The following is a 14,299-nucleotide window of genomic DNA, read 5'->3' as shown; positions in this document are numbered from 1 at the left end:
GACGACCGACACACGCAAACGGATTGATGGAGATCAAGGCGGCCATTTCGTCCATGGCCTAATGGGCCGGAAATGAGCGCCCTCCAGTATCGCCGCCTCGACAGCGACGAAGCCGACCAGGCCTATGTGCTGGCCCACATGGCGAACCCCAGCCTGACTCTGGAATCCTGGCGCGCCGTCGTGGATTCGGCGCCGGCTGTCGGCGGGGTCATCGCAGCTGTAGCGAATGACTGCGTCCGGGCCATACTGGCCTATTCCATCTCCACGACCCCCTCGGGTGAGCGACAGTTCATGGTCGATACCCTGGTCGCCTTCGATCTGTTGCGGCCGGAAAAACTGATCGAACCGCTGGTCGCCGCCGCCTGCGATCTGGCGCGCCGAGGGTGCAGTTCCATCGGCCTGTCCAGCCGCATCGACGCGCCGGGCTATGACGCCGTGATGCGCCAGATCGCCGACGCCGCCGTGCTTCACCGCGTCATCTGATCTCGTCCTGCGCGGCCTGGGCGTAGCGGCGCGCCAGGACCGCGCAGGCGAACAGCTGGATCTGGTGGAACAGCATCAGGGGAATGACGATCAGGCTGACGCTCTGGCCCGCGAACAAGATGGCTGCCATGGGCAGGCCGCTGGCCATGCTCTTCTTCGAACCGCAGAAGACGATGGCGATCTCGTCCTCACGCGAGAAACCCAGCCGACGGCTGGCCATGGTCGTGACCGCCAAGGCCGCCGCCAGGATCAGGACGTCCAGAACCACCACCAGCCCCAAGTCCAGATGTGACAGACGGCTCCAGGCCCCAGACACCACCCCGGCGCTGAAGGCGACATAAACCACCAGCAGAATCGAACCCCGATCCACCGCCGAGGTCAGACGGCCGTGCCGCATCAGCCAGGCGCCGATCAAGGGCCGTGCGGCCTGTCCCACGATAAAGGGCGCCAGGATCTGCAGGGCGATGCTCTCGATGGACGACAGCGACACCCCCGCGCCGCCTACGGGCAGCAGCAGCATCACCAACAGGGGCGTAATCACCACCCCGGCCAGATTGGAGACGGAGGCGGCGCACAGGGCGGCCGGCACATTGCCCCGTGCGATGGCGGTGAAGGCGATGGAGGATTGGACCGTCGACGGCAGCAGGCACAGATAGAAAAGGCCGATCCTCAGATCCTGAGCCATCCACGGCCCCGTCGCCCAGAAGACCGCCAGCCCCAGAAGCGGGAACAGCAGGAAGGTGGACGCCAGCACCATCCCCTGCAGCCGCCAGTGCGACAGGCCCGCCCAGATGGCGCCGGGCGACAGGCGCGCGCCGTACAGGAAGAACAGCAGGGCGATGGCCGCCGTCGCCGCCCCCTCTGCCACGTCCGCACCCGCGCCTCGGGCCGGAACCAGGGCGGCGAGGACCACCGTGCCGATCAGCATCAGAAGATAGGGGTCGATCCATCGGCGCAAGGCGTTCATGGCCCGGACCTAGGCCGCACATCGGTCAATCGGCAAGCCCCACGCCGTCCCTTTTGCGCGCGAAACGCCCCTGCTGCGGCTCAAGGCGCGGCAGTCGCTAAAGAGAACCATGCCCTTTCGAGACAGTGAGGGGCCTTATACGTCCCCGTCAGAGCAAGATCAGTCCAAAGCTGTTTCTGTCCGGTTCTATGCGACGCATCCTATTAACGGGCGCCAACCCGGAACGAAATCATGAGGCATAGACGAGCTTAACGATAACTTCACAACCTGAATACACTGTATTCATCAAGTAATCGTTTTGCGTCAACTACAGGGAATTCACCATAGGTATTTCCCCTTACTGTTAAGACCATGATTTCATCGCCCGCGAACAAAACTACGCTGGGCCGGAGGGAAAACAAGTGCGGGTTCTGGAAAACACGAAAATCGGCGTCAAGATTGCGGCCATGATGGCGGTGCTGGGCGCCATCTGTATCGGCATAGCGGTCTATGGCGGCCATCAGATGATGACGCTCGACACGGCCTATTCGGTTCTGACCGAGGTTCGCGGACCGGCCCGGGTAAAAATGGCCCGCGCCAATCGAAACGCGAACCAGATGGGGTTTGACGCCGCCATGACCATCTTCCTGGACGGCGCCTCTCCTGATGGTCGCAAGGCGAAGGAAGACTTCGAAGCCGCCTACACGGCGTTGCAAGCCAATCTGAAGGAAGGTCGCGAAGGGCTTCCTGACCACTCCGAACAAATCCAGGCGCTGTCTCGCGAGGCTACGGTCTTGAAGACCGATCTCGACAAGGTCGTCCAACTGGGCAGTCAAAACCGCAACGAAGAGGCGACACAAGCTCTGATTTTCGCCCTAGACGAGGTCATCGCTTTCGGCGCCAAAAACACCGAGATCGTCAATGAATCGATCAAAGATGGCGAGGCGGAATCCGCCGCCATGACTGCGACCGCCAACCGTACGCGCTGGCAACTGCTGATCATCGCGGTCATCGGCACCGCTCTGGGCGTCGGGGGCGCCATCCTGATGACAGGCGTCAGCATCACCCGCCCGCTGAATCAGTTGGCCGAGCGGATGCGTCGCCTGGCCGCCGGAGATCTTGCGGTCGAGGTCGACGGCCAGGCTCGCGGCGACGAGGTCGGTCTGATGGCCAAGGCGGTTCAGGTATTCAAGGACAACGGCCTGAAGGCCCGCGAAATGGCCGGCGACGCCGAACGCCTGCGCGCTGAAGCCGACAGCGAACGTGGTCGGTCCGAAGAGGAGCGCCGCCGGACCGAGGCCGAACAGGCCATGGTGGTCAGCGCCCTGGCCGCCAGTCTGGCCAAGGTCGCGCAAGGCGACCTGACGACACAGATCAATGCCGAGTTCACCGGCCAGTACGCCCAGATCAAGTCCGACTTCAACAAGGCCATCGCCAGCCTACGCGAGGCCATGACCGCCATTTCGGGCTCGACCGGCGCTATTCGCGGCGGCTCGGACGAGATCGCAGCCGCTTCCGACGACCTATCGCGACGCACCGAGCAACAGGCCGCCAGCCTGGAAGAGACCGCCGCCGCCCTGGACGAAATCACCGCCACGGTGAAACGCAGCGCAGAAGGCGCCCGCCAGGTCTCGACCGCCGCTTCGGGCGCCAAACAGGACGCCGAACAGTCCGGTCAGATCATGCATGATGCGGTCTCGGCCATGACCGAGATCGAAAAGAGCGCCAACGAGATCACCAACATCATCGGCGTAATCGACGAGATCGCCTTCCAGACCAACCTGTTGGCCTTGAACGCGGGGGTGGAGGCGGCGCGCGCCGGGGACGCCGGCCGCGGCTTCGCCGTCGTGGCCCAGGAAGTCCGGGCCCTGGCCCAGCGCTCGGCCGAGGCGGCCAAGGAGATCAAGACCCTGATCGCCAACTCGTCCTCTCAGGTCGAGCGCGGGGTCAAGCTGGTCGGCGCCACCGGCCAGGCCCTGACCGACATCGTCGGCAAGGTCGGACAGATCGACGTCCTGATCTCGGAAATCGCCCAGTCTTCGCAGGAACAGGCCACAGGCCTGGCCGAGGTCAATGTCGCCATCAACCAGATGGACCAGGTCACCCAGCAGAACGCCGCCATGGTGGAACAGGCCACCGCCGCCGCCTCCAACCTAAAGAGCGAGGCCAATGAACTGACCCGGCTGGTGACGCGGTTCGAAACCGGCCAGGGGGGAGGATCGGCCCCCCGCATCGAACCGGCCAAGCCCGCGAGCGCTCAACCGGCCGCAAGCCGCAATCCTGTGGCCCGGCTTCAAGCCAAGGTCGCCAGCCTGGTCCGACCCGGCGCAGGCGGGGGTGGAGCCGCCCTGGCTGTCGCGGCGGCGCCCGACGCCGACGCCTGGGAGGAGTTCTGACCATGAGCGGAATACTGGACGTGATCGACGGCGACCGCAGCGCGGAAAGTCTGGAACTGATCTCGTTCGAAATCGGCGGACAAGAGTTCTGCATCGACATCCGCATGGTGCGCGAAATACGAGGATGGGCGGCCGCGACGCCGGTGCCCCAGACCCCCTCCTATGTCCTGGGCGTCATCAACCTGCGCGGCGTGGTGATGCCGGTCCTAGACCTGCGCCATCGCCTCGGCCTGGGCCTGACCGAGGCGTCGTCGCGTCATGTGATCGTGGTGGTCCAGCACGGTGATCGGCTGGCGGGCCTGCTGGTGGACGCCGTTCAGGAGACCTTCATGGTGGACGGGTCCCTGGTTCAGGCCCCGCCGCCGATGGACTCACAAGCCAGCGACCAGTTCGTGGACGCCATCATTCCGATGGACGGCCGGATGCTCAGCCGTCTGGTCGTCAGCGCCCTCATGCCGGTCGATCACCTGATAGCCGCCTAGTTTAAATCCCCGCCTCCTGCCCAAAGTCCCCAGCCCCAGCCCCAGCCCAGCTGGGGGCTTTTCGCATTCAGGATCTTGGACCAAAGCTCTTCGTAACCATTGTCATTTCGCGGGTGTCCACGAAGCGACGGACGACGAATCGTCTTCGATGGCTTCCTGGAGGCCTGCATAAATACGCAGAACGAACCGATTTGATTCGGCCTACGTCCGGACGGTCCTGCACGGCCTTGACGCCGGTAGATCGAACGTCGCCCCTAAAGTGCGGCTTGATGGTGTGGAGTGCACCACGCGAAGAGCAGACCGCCCTTGCACGACTAGCGACATTCCATCCCTATTCCATGGCCCCTTACGAACCGCTTTCTTCGTCCAGCGGCTGGTGCGTAAAGCCTGTGACGCCGCTTAGCGGCTTGGCGTCGCGGCGGATCTCGACCTCGCTTTCAGCATAGGCCACCAACAGGCGCGCCAGGTCCTCAAGCGCGCTTTCATGGATCCGCTCGTAGCCGTGACTGGCGTCGATGCCGAAGGTCACCAAGGCTGTTCGAATGTCCGCGCCCGCCTCAAGCGCCGAGGCGGAATCCGAACGGTAGTAGCGGAACACGTCCTTCTGATGCGGGATCGCGTGGTCGCGCGCCAGTTGGACCAGTTTGCGGGTCAGGTGCCAATCGAATGGCCCGGTCTGATCGGCCATGGCGATGGTGACCCCGAACTCGGACGAGTTCTGTCCGGGGGCCGTGGTGCCGTTATCGACCGTGACCATGGCCGCCACGTCCGGGATCAGAACAGACGAGGCGCCCAGCCCCACCTCCTCGGCGATGGTGAACAGCCACCAGGTATCGACCGTCGGGGTTCGCGCCTCGCGGATCATGCATTCCAGCGCCGCCAACAGGGTGGCCACGCCCGCCTTGTCGTCCAGGTGGCGCGAGACGATGAAGCCGGTGTCCATGAACTCGGGCTGGGGGTCGATGGCGACGATGTCGCCGACGTCCACGCCCAGGGCCAGGGTGTCCTCGCGGCCGTGGGTGACGGCGTCGATGCGCAGTTCAACCTGACGCCAGCTGACCGGCTGGGTGTCCACCTCCTCGTTGAAAGTGTGGCCCGAGGCCTTCAGCGGCAGGATGGTCCCGCGCCAGCTTCCACCCTCGGAAAAGATCGTCGCCCGCGCGCCCTCGGCGAAACGCGACGACCAATGGCCGATGGCGACCAGTTCCAGCCGGCCGTTGTCCTTCACAGCCTTCACCTGGGCGCCCAGGGTGTCGACGTGGGCCACGATGGCTCGCGCGGGCTTGCGGTCTCGCCCCGGCAGGCGGGCCCGAATGGCGCCGCGCCGGGTCAGCTCATACTCCAGACCGAGCCGCTCCAGCTCGCGGCACAGCAGCCAGACGGCCTCGTCGGTGTAGCCGGTTGGGCTGGGCGTATTCAGCAGGTCGGCCAGGCGGGCCTTCAGGTAGTCGAGGTCTATTGCGGGGCGGGCCAAAGGACCTCCTTCAGGCTTCGGATCTTGGAACGGCCCGCGCCGAGGTCGGGGCGGACAGGGGAAAGAGCAGATCGACGAAACGCTCGGCCGTCGGCTGGGGCTCATGGTTGGCCAGGCCGGGGCGTTCATTGGCCTCGATGAAAACATAGTCCGGCTCGCGCGGCGACTTCACCATCAGGTCGATGCCGGTGACGGGAATATCGATGGCGCGGGCGGCCGCGATGGCGGCGCGGATGAGGGCCGGATGCACCTCTTCGGTCACATCATGGATGGTGCCGCCCAGGTGCAGATTGGCCGCCTTTCGCACCAGAACCTCGGCCCCGTCTAGGGCCACGTCGTCCAGACCATAGCCGGCCTCGGCCAGGGTGCGTTCGGTCTCGCCGTCGATGGGAATGGTCGATTCCCCGCCCGTCGCGGCGGCGCGGCGGCGGCTCTGGTGTTCGATCAGGGCGCGCAGGGTCGAACGGCCGTCGCCGATCACGCGCGGCGGACGACGCAGGGCGCAGGCGACGACCTTGTAATCGATAACCACCAGCCGCAGATCCTCGCCCGGCGCCTGTTCCTCGATCAGCACGTCGGAACAGATGCGACGCGCCTGGGTCAGGGCGGTCTGCACGGCCTGCGGGGTCGTCAGGCCGACGGCGACCCCCTGCCCCTGTTCGCCCCTGGCGGGTTTGACCACCAGCGCCCCTAGCCGAGCCAGGGCCGCGTCGATGGCGGACGGGTCTTCGGGATCGATCCGTTCGGGCACGCGCACGCCGGCCGCCTCGACGATGCGCCGCGTCATCCGCTTGTCGTCGCAGATGCTCAGCGCCACGGCCGAGGTCAGTTCCGACAGGCTTTCACGGCACCGCACCGAACGGCCGCCCCAGTTCAGACGAAACAGGCCGCCCTCGGCGTCGATGATCTCGGTATGAATGCCGCGCCGGCGCGCCTCGTTGACGATGATCCGGGCATAGGGGTTCAGATCGTGGTCGTCGGTCGGGCCGACGAACAGGGCCTCGTTGATCGGGTTCTTGCGCTTCACCCCGAAGAAGGAGACCCGGCGGAACCCCAGCTTGTCATACAGGGCGATGGCCTGGTCGTTGTCGTGCATGACCGACAGGTCCATGTGCGCCAGACCCTGTGTCCGGAAATGTTCGGCGAGACGCCGAACCAGGGCCTCGCCGATTCCCGGCTGGGTCGCCTGAGGATCGACCGCGAGACACCAGAGGGACGCACCCTGCTCGGGGTCGTCGAAGGCGCGCACATGATTGACCCCGGTCACCGTGCCGATCACCGTCCCCGTCGTCGCATCCTCGGCCACAAAATAGGTCAGGCTGCGATCATCGCGTCGGGACCAGAAGAAGTCGGGCGGAACCGGCACCATCTTGCGCTTGGCGTAGATCTCATTGACGGCCTGGGCGTCCATTTCGGACGTCAATCGCCTGACCGTGAAGCCGCGGGGCTGACGGCGGCTGGCGCGATAGGTGGCCAGATCCAGGCGATAGGTGTGCGACGGATCCAGGAACAACTCCTGCGGCGCCTGGGCCAGAAGGACATGCGGATTGCGGACATAGAAGGCGATGTCGCGTCGGTCCGGCCCCTCGGCCCGTAAGGCCTCCACGAGAGGTTCGGCGGTTGCGAAGGTCTGGGCGAACAACAGACGTCCCCAGCCGCAATCCAGCACGGCGTCCTGCGTCGGCCCCTCCCCGTTGCGGACCGGCGGTTTCAGGCCCTCGTGACGCAACCGCTTCAGCCGGTGCGCCTTGGTTCGGGCGGGACGCGCGTCAGACGCCATGCTGCTGCATCCACAGTTCCAGAACAGCCACCTGCCAAAGCTCAGAACCGCGCAGCGGCGTGATGTGCGCGGTCGGATCGGCGAAAAGGGTGTCCAGATAGGCGGGCTCGAACAGGCCGCGGTCGCGCGCCGCCTGATTGGTCAGGGCTTCGCGCACCATGTCCAGATACGGACCCTGGATGTATTTCAGCGCCGGCACGGGGAAATAGCCCTTCTTGCGGTCGATGACCTCGGACGGGATCACCAGACGCGCCGCCTCCTTCAGCACGCCCTTGCCGCCTTGCGATAGTTTGTGTTCGGGCGGGATGCGGCCGGCCAGTTCGACCAGTTCATGGTCCAGGAAGGGCACCCGCGCCTCAAGACCCCAGGCCATGGTCATATTGTCGACCCGCTTGACCGGGTCGTCGACCAGCATCACCTGACTGTCCAGGCGCAGGGCCTGATCCACCGGCGTCGCGGCGCGGCCTTGCGCGAAATGGGCCTCGACCAGGGCGCGGCTGACGTCGGTGTCGGCCATGTATGCGCCGTTCAACTGGGTCTTCAGCGTCGCATGGCTGCGGTCGAAGAAGGCCTTGGCGTAGGTCTCGACCGGATCGGTCGTCTCCAGCATCGGCGGGTACCAGTGATAGCCGGCGAAGACCTCGTCCGCCCCCTGCCCCGACTGCACCACCTTGATATGTTTGGAGACTTCCTGGCTTAGCAGGTAGAAGCCGACATTGTCGTAGCTGACCATCGGTTCCGACATGGCGCCGATGGTGCCCGGAAGGGCCTCCATCAGACGGGCGTGCGGCACGAAGATCTGGTGGTGCTTGGTCCCATAGTGTTTGGCGATCAGGTCCGAATAGACGAACTCGTCGCCCTTCTCGCCGTTGGCTTCCTCGAAGCCGACCGAGAAGGTCATCAGGTCGGTCTGGCCCAGCTCGGCCAGCAGGCCGACGATCAGGCTGGAATCCACCCCGCCCGACAGCAGCACCCCGACCGGCACGTCCGCGACCATGCGGCGCTTCACGGCTTCGCGCAGACTGTCCAGAACCCGGTCGCGCCAGTCCTCGGCCGTCAGGGCGGCGTCCTCGGCATGGCGGGTCATGTCAGGCTGCCAATACAGCCGGTCCTTCGCCGTCCCGTCCGCCTCGATCACCCGGATCGTCGCCGGCGGAAACTTCTTCACGCCCTTCAGTATGGTGTGCGGCGGCGGAACGACGGCGTGGAAGGTCATGTAGTGGTGCAGGCCGACCGGATCGATGGTCTTGTCCACGTCGCCCGCCGCCAGCAGGGCCGGCAAGGTCGAGGCGAAGCGCAGGCGCTTGCCGCTCTCGGCCAAATACAGCGGCTTGATGCCGAAACGGTCGCGGGCGATCACGGTGCGGCCGGTGTCGCGTTCATGCAGAACGAAGGCGAACATGCCCTTGAACCGCTCGACGCAGGCCTCGCCCCAAGCCTTCCAGGCCTTGATGATGACCTCGGTGTCGCCATGCGAGAAGAAGCGGAAACCCATCCCCTTCAGCTCTTCGCGCAGTTCGGGATAGTTGTAGATGCAGCCGTTGAACGCCAGGGTCACGCCCAGATCGGCGTCCACCATCGGCTGCTCGGCCGCGTCAGACAGGTCGATGATCTTCAGCCGTCGATGCCCCAGGCCCACGGGGCCGCGCATCACTATGCCGGACCCGTCCGGTCCACGGGGCGAGAGCGCATCGGTCATGCGTTGAACGGCGCCGGCGTCGGCCGGTCGTCCGTCGAAATTGATCTCGCCGCTAAGACCGCACATGGGTCCTCCTTGATTTGTGGAAGCAGCGTGTACAAATGGTTCGCACACGAAAGAGTTCAACCGGATGAGCGATATTTCTCCCGACGCGACTGAAGACCTGTCCACGTCCCTGCTCCGCTCGGTGCGGCGGATCGCCCAGGCGATCGACGTCCGCTCGCGCGAGATCGCCCGGCTGACAGGCCTGACCCTGCCGCAACTTCTGGTGCTTCAATCGATCCGCGCGATGGGCGAGGTGAGCACCAGCGCCATTTCACGCGAAGTCTCCATGTCGGCGCCCACTGTGGTGGCCGTTCTCGACAAGCTGGAGGCCAAGGGGATGGTCGTCCGTTATCGATCCAGCATTGACCGACGTGTGGTTCATACGCGCCTGACCGAGTCCGGTCGCCAGGCTTTGGCGGCGTCGCCCGGCCTGATGGGCCAGGACTTCACGACCCGGTTTGAAGGCCTTTCGCGAGCGGATCGAGAGACCATGACCGCCGCAGCACATCGCCTCGCCACGATGATGTCCGTCCGGAGCGCCGCCGCCGAAGATTAATTCCCGCCCTGCCCTATGGCCCGATGATGGCGGGGCCCGGCCTTAGCCCGGCCGCCACTCGCTGAGCCCTTGGCCTTCGGCGTCCTCAAAAGCGACCCGGTCAAGCTGAACCGCGCCGATACAGACCGGGCGCTGATCAGGACCGTCGGCGCGACAGCGTATGGCGCGGCCGTCGGCGAAGGCCGCCATCCGCCCCTCCAGCACCAGCCGATACCCGTTCGTCGGCGCGACCGGGGCCTGATCGCCCTCGGCGCGGACGGTGAACTCATAGGCCCGACCATTGCGGCGGCCGAGGCGCGAGCCGTCTTCCTCGAATACGGCCGCCAGACCGACGGTCTGGGGCGAGGCCGCCGCCGCGTCGTCCGTTTCCGGATTGCTCAGAACGCCCGGACAGCCGTCGGCGCGCAACCACGGGCGAGGCAGCCAGAACCCCTCGGCCGCTTCCCAGCTGTCGGCGCCGCCCGCGAGCATAGGCGACCCCGTCCAATCGGCCGGCGCCAAGGTCAGTCTCAGGCTTTTGCCCTTGTCGATCCGGGACCAGGCGGCCAGCCCGTCGCCAGCCGGCGCTCCGACCGACGACTGAACCGTCGGCGACGACCCAGCGCAACCGAAGGCCTGACGGATGACGAAGCGGCGACCGGCCAGGGTGGCCCCGCCGGGATCCTTGCCGGCGGCATAGGCCGAGGCCGCGACATCCATGGCCTGCAAGAGCCCGGCCCGGTCCAGCACCGGCGCGGGACCGACAGCGACGACCGGCGGCGCGCTGACGGCCGGGGCCGGCGGCGGAACGGGGGCGGCCTCCTCACGCTGGCAGGCGGCGAGGAAAACAAGGGACGCCGCAAGCGCGACGACCGACGGGCGAGGCGACACGGTCGGTTCCAGCATGACCCCACCCTAGCATGGGTTCGCGCTTTCGGGGGCGAGCGCGCGAAAAAGGTTGACGAAAGCTGCTGAGACCGGTCTGCACAGAGCCATGACCTTCGACCAGATCGCCGCCCTGGCGGTGCTCATCGGCGTGGTCGGCGTGCTGATCCACGGCAAGCTTCGCGCCGATGTCGTCGCCCTGACTGGAGCCGCCGTCCTGCTGTTGCTGGGGGTGGTGCGGCCGGTCGAGGTGCAGAGCGCCTTCGCCAGTCCCGCCGTCATCGCCCTGGCGGGCCTGTTCGTCATCGCCTACGCCATCGAACTGTCGGGCCTGTTGGGCCTGCTGATCCGCCAGGCCACCCGACTGGCGGCCCGGATCGGGGCCATGGGCATCTGGATCGTCATCGGCCTGTGTGGGGGCGTCGGCGGTTTCCTGAACAATACGCCGGTCGTGGTCCTGGCGGCGCCGGTGATCCGCGACGTGGCCCAGTCCCTGCATCTGTCGCCCAAGCGGTTCCTGATGCCCCTCAGCCATGTGACGGTGATGGGCGGCCTGCTGACTCTGATCGGCACCTCGACCAATCTGCTGGTCAACGACATGGCGCGCAATGCGGGCCAGCCGGTCTTCGGCCTGTTCGAGATCACGCCCGTGGGTCTGTTCATCGCCGTGATCGGCGGCCTGTGGCTTTATTTCGTCGGCGCCCGGCAACTGGGTCGGTCGGTGGCCAAGGACGAGGCGCAGGCCGCCCTTCTGGCCGAGATGGAAGGCGCGCGACGCCGCGCCGAGGCGGAGGCGGCCGGGCGACGCCGTCGCGCCCTGCCCTTCGGCCTGCCGCGCCTCGGGGAATCCCGCAATCAGTCGGACGGTTCAGGCGACGCCCATTTGGGCGACGTCGCCCTGTTCGGCGCGGCCGATCGCCCCTTCCGGCTGCGGCCCGCACTGGTCTCCCTCGCGATCTTCGCCCTGGTGATCGCGTCCGCCGCGCTCGGCTGGGCTCCGATTGCGGCCTCGGCCTTCGCCGGGGCGGTGGCGCTGATCCTGCTCAGGGTGATCACCCCCGAAGAGGCCTATGCCGGGCTTCGGCCCGAGATTCTGCTGCTGATCGCGGGCATGGTGGTGGTCGGCACCGCCATCGAGGTGACTTGCCTGGCCTCCGCCGGCGCGGACCGGCTGATCGACGTGATCCGGCCTATGGGGCCTCTGGGCGCGCTGATCGTGCTTTACGGCGTGACGCTGTTTGCGACGGAGCTCTTGTCCAACGCCACCGTCGCCGTGTTGATCACCCCCATCGCCGTGGCCCTGGCCGAAAGCCTGGGCGTCGATCCCCGACCGTTCCTGGTCTGCGTCATGATGGCCGCCTCGGCCGCCTTCGCGACCCCCTTCGGCTATCAGACCAATGTGCTGGTCTTCAACATGGGCGGCTACAGCTACATGGACTTCGTCCGCGTGGGCCTGCCCTTGAACCTTGTAACCTGGGTCGCGGCCATGGTGGCGATCCCGGTTTTCTTTCCGTTCTAAGGTGAAGCAAAGACGTTTGCCGCGCCTCCGCACCCAAAGCCTGCACGGGTCGCGAACGTCGTGAAGTTGTGCGTCATCATCTGGTTCTCGACCATGGTGATGCGGACAAAAGCCCTCCTCGAAGAAGACAGGGACCGCCCGACGGTCCCTGTCTTCGCAAAACCGTTCAGGGGACGACTTCGAAGCTTGTATGCAGTTCGGCGTTGGAGTCGCCGCCTACCCAGACGTCGAACTTGGCGGCATCGACCACCCAGTCCCTGTCAGCGGCGCTCCAGTATCGCAGCTCCGCCTCGCCCAGGGTGAAGGTCACGGTGCGGCTTTCGCCGGGCGCCAGCGTCAGGCGCTGGAAGCCCTTCAGTTCGCGTATCGGTCGGGTCGCGCGGCCTGATTTCTGGTGGATGTACAGTTGCGCCACCTCGTCGCCGGGACGATCCCCGGTATTGGTCACCGTCGCGGTGATCTCGATGGGTTGGCCGATGCCGACGGTGGACCGGGCGACCTTCAGGTCGGAGAAGGCGAAGGTCGTGTAGCTGAGCCCATGGCCGAAGACGTACAGCGGCGTCGACGGCACGTCCCAATAGCGTTTGCCCGCGTCTTCCGGCGCCTTGGTCGTGGCTTGCGAGTAGTAGACCGGGATCTGACCCACGCTGCGGGGCCAGGTCATGGGCAGCTTGCCGCCCGGATTGACGTCGCCGAACAGAGCATCAGCCACCGCCGCGCCACCCTCTGTGCCGGGGTACCAGACCTCGAGGATCGCCGGAACTTTCTCAGCGGCCTCGGCGATGTCGAGCGGACGCCCGTTCATCAGAACGACGACCACGGGTTTGCCGAGCGCAGTCACCGTATCCAGCAGGCGTTGCTGCTCTCCCGGCAGAGTGAGGTCCGTCCGCGACGCCTGTTCGCCGCTCATCAGCTGGGTTTCGCCCAGCACCATCACGACCACATCAGAGTTACGCGCAAGCTCCACGGCGCGTTCGAACTCCTGGGGCTTCTGGTCGTCGGTCCAGGCGGCCGGTCGGGGACGAAGCCTGGCCAGATCCGGCATGATTTCGAACAGCGACGGGAAGGTCCGTTTGAGCTCGACGCCTGGCGCCGTCTGAACCACGCCGTTCGTCCCGACCCGATCGCGGATGCCCTCGTAAATGGAGATCGTCTCGTTGGGATCGTGTGCGAAGACCCAGGAGCCGAGGGTGTCGTCCTTGGAGTCCGCCATAGGGCCGATCACGGCGATCCGCTGACCCGCGGCAGGGTTCAGCGGCAAGGCCTTGCCTTCGTTCTTCATCAGCACCAGCGAGCGGGCGGCGGCGGACCGGGCCTCCGTGCGGTGCGCCGGGTCGGCCAGCACGCCCGCCGTCAGGGAGGCGTCGACGTAGGGGTTTTCGAACAGGCCCATTCTGAACTTGGCGACCAGGATGCGCCGCACGGACTCATCTAGAACCGCCACGGGCACCTTACCGTCATGGACCGCCTGGACGAGGTTGGCGTAGGCGGCGTCGCCCAGCGCCATCTCCATGTCGTTGCCGGCGTTCATGGCGCGAACCGCAGCGTCCGTCTCGTCGACGGCGAACCCCTGTGGGACCAGGCTCTTCACGCCGTTCGCATCGCTGACCACGAACCCCTTGAAGCCGAGATCGTCCCGCAAGACATCGGTCAAAAGCCACTTGTTCGCGGCGGCAGGGACGTCGTTGATCTCCATATAGGCGCTCATGACATTGCCGGCGCCGGCGTCGATCGCGGCCGCGAACGGCGGCAGATAGACGTTGTAGAACTGGCTGTCCGACACGTGGACGGCGTCATAGTCCCGGCCGCCCTCCGAAGCGCCGTAGGTGGCGAAATGCTTCGGCCCGGAAATGATATGCCCGGGCGCGCCGATCGTTTCGCCCTGGAAGCCGCGAACCTGCGCCCTGGCCAAGGCGGAGGCCAGATAGGGGTCTTCCCCTGGGCCCTCGACGATACGGCCCCAACGGGGATCGCGCGTGACGTCGAGCATCGGCGCAAAGGTCCAATGGATGCCGCTCGCCCGCGCCTCATTGGCGGCGATGGCCTGGGCGCGTT

11 protein-coding genes are annotated in these 14,299 nt (G+C 66.2%); 5 read left to right on the top strand and 6 right to left on the bottom strand.

Translation table 11 applies throughout. The features are described 5' to 3' along the window. Positions 1-72: 72 nt before the first annotated feature. Positions 73-483 (top strand): hypothetical protein, encoded by a 411-nt coding sequence (locus Q7J26_RS05730; protein ID WP_304935539.1) that lies wholly within the window; start codon positions 73-75, stop codon positions 481-483. Here Q7J26_RS05730 and Q7J26_RS05725 read toward each other — a convergent pair. Beyond that, on the bottom strand, positions 476-1,450 hold the full coding sequence (locus tag Q7J26_RS05725; RefSeq protein WP_304935538.1) for a bile acid:sodium symporter family protein: 975 nt from the start codon (positions 1,448-1,450) through the stop codon (positions 476-478). The genes Q7J26_RS05730 and Q7J26_RS05725 overlap by 8 nt on opposite strands. A 401-nt stretch (positions 1,451-1,851) precedes the next feature. On the opposite strand from Q7J26_RS05725, the gene Q7J26_RS05720 reads away from it, so the two are divergent. Both Q7J26_RS05720 and Q7J26_RS05715 read left to right on the top strand, forming a co-directional pair. After that, entirely contained in the window at positions 1,852-3,825 is a 1,974-nt protein-coding gene (locus Q7J26_RS05720) for a methyl-accepting chemotaxis protein (protein ID WP_304935537.1), read from the top strand. Between the two features lie 2 nt (positions 3,826-3,827). Beyond that, entirely contained in the window at positions 3,828-4,307 is a 480-nt protein-coding gene (locus Q7J26_RS05715; RefSeq protein ID WP_304935536.1) for a chemotaxis protein CheW, read from the top strand. Positions 4,308-4,653: 346 nt separating this feature from the next. Here the strand turns inward: Q7J26_RS05715 and Q7J26_RS05710 are convergent, their stop codons facing one another. From Q7J26_RS05710 to Q7J26_RS05700, 3 genes are read right to left on the bottom strand one after another with little or no spacing between them, the layout of a single operon-like run. Then, a complete protein-coding gene (locus Q7J26_RS05710) occupies positions 4,654-5,781 on the bottom strand; it encodes an osmoprotectant NAGGN system M42 family peptidase (protein WP_304935535.1) in 1,128 nt (375 codons plus the stop codon). A 10-nt stretch (positions 5,782-5,791) separates the two neighbouring features. Further along, positions 5,792-7,561: an N-acetylglutaminylglutamine synthetase gene (ngg, locus tag Q7J26_RS05705; RefSeq protein WP_304935534.1), complete on the bottom strand. Its 1,770-nt coding sequence runs from the start codon at positions 7,559-7,561 to the stop codon at positions 5,792-5,794. Further along, complete coding sequence (locus Q7J26_RS05700; protein WP_304935533.1) at positions 7,551-9,326, bottom strand: N-acetylglutaminylglutamine amidotransferase; 1,776 nt, start codon at positions 9,324-9,326, stop codon at positions 7,551-7,553. Before Q7J26_RS05700 ends, ngg begins: the two co-directional genes overlap by 11 nt. 64 nt (positions 9,327-9,390) lie before the next feature. On the opposite strand from Q7J26_RS05700, the gene Q7J26_RS05695 reads away from it, so the two are divergent. Beyond that, complete coding sequence (locus tag Q7J26_RS05695) at positions 9,391-9,861, top strand: MarR family winged helix-turn-helix transcriptional regulator (protein ID WP_304935532.1); 471 nt, start codon at positions 9,391-9,393, stop codon at positions 9,859-9,861. Positions 9,862-9,903: 42 nt separating this feature from the next. On the opposite strand, the gene Q7J26_RS05690 is transcribed toward Q7J26_RS05695, so the two are convergent. Next, positions 9,904-10,746, bottom strand: a complete 843-nt coding sequence (locus tag Q7J26_RS05690; protein WP_304935531.1) for a hypothetical protein — start codon at positions 10,744-10,746, stop codon at positions 9,904-9,906. Between the two features lie 88 nt (positions 10,747-10,834). On the opposite strand from Q7J26_RS05690, the gene Q7J26_RS05685 reads away from it, so the two are divergent. After that, positions 10,835-12,244: an SLC13 family permease gene (locus tag Q7J26_RS05685; protein WP_304935530.1), complete on the top strand. Its 1,410-nt coding sequence runs from the start codon at positions 10,835-10,837 to the stop codon at positions 12,242-12,244. Between the two features lie 166 nt (positions 12,245-12,410). On the opposite strand, the gene Q7J26_RS05680 is transcribed toward Q7J26_RS05685, so the two are convergent. Then, positions 12,411-14,299, bottom strand: a 1,889-nt coding sequence (locus tag Q7J26_RS05680) for a glycoside hydrolase family 3 C-terminal domain-containing protein (protein WP_304935529.1), incomplete at its 5' end; no start/stop codon positions are given.

Source organism: Brevundimonas sp., from assembly GCF_030656255.1.
In the GTDB taxonomy this organism is placed as follows: domain Bacteria; phylum Pseudomonadota; class Alphaproteobacteria; order Caulobacterales; family Caulobacteraceae; genus Brevundimonas.
Note: the sequence above shows the minus strand (reverse complement) of the source record. Positions and strands in the feature narration are given on the sequence as shown.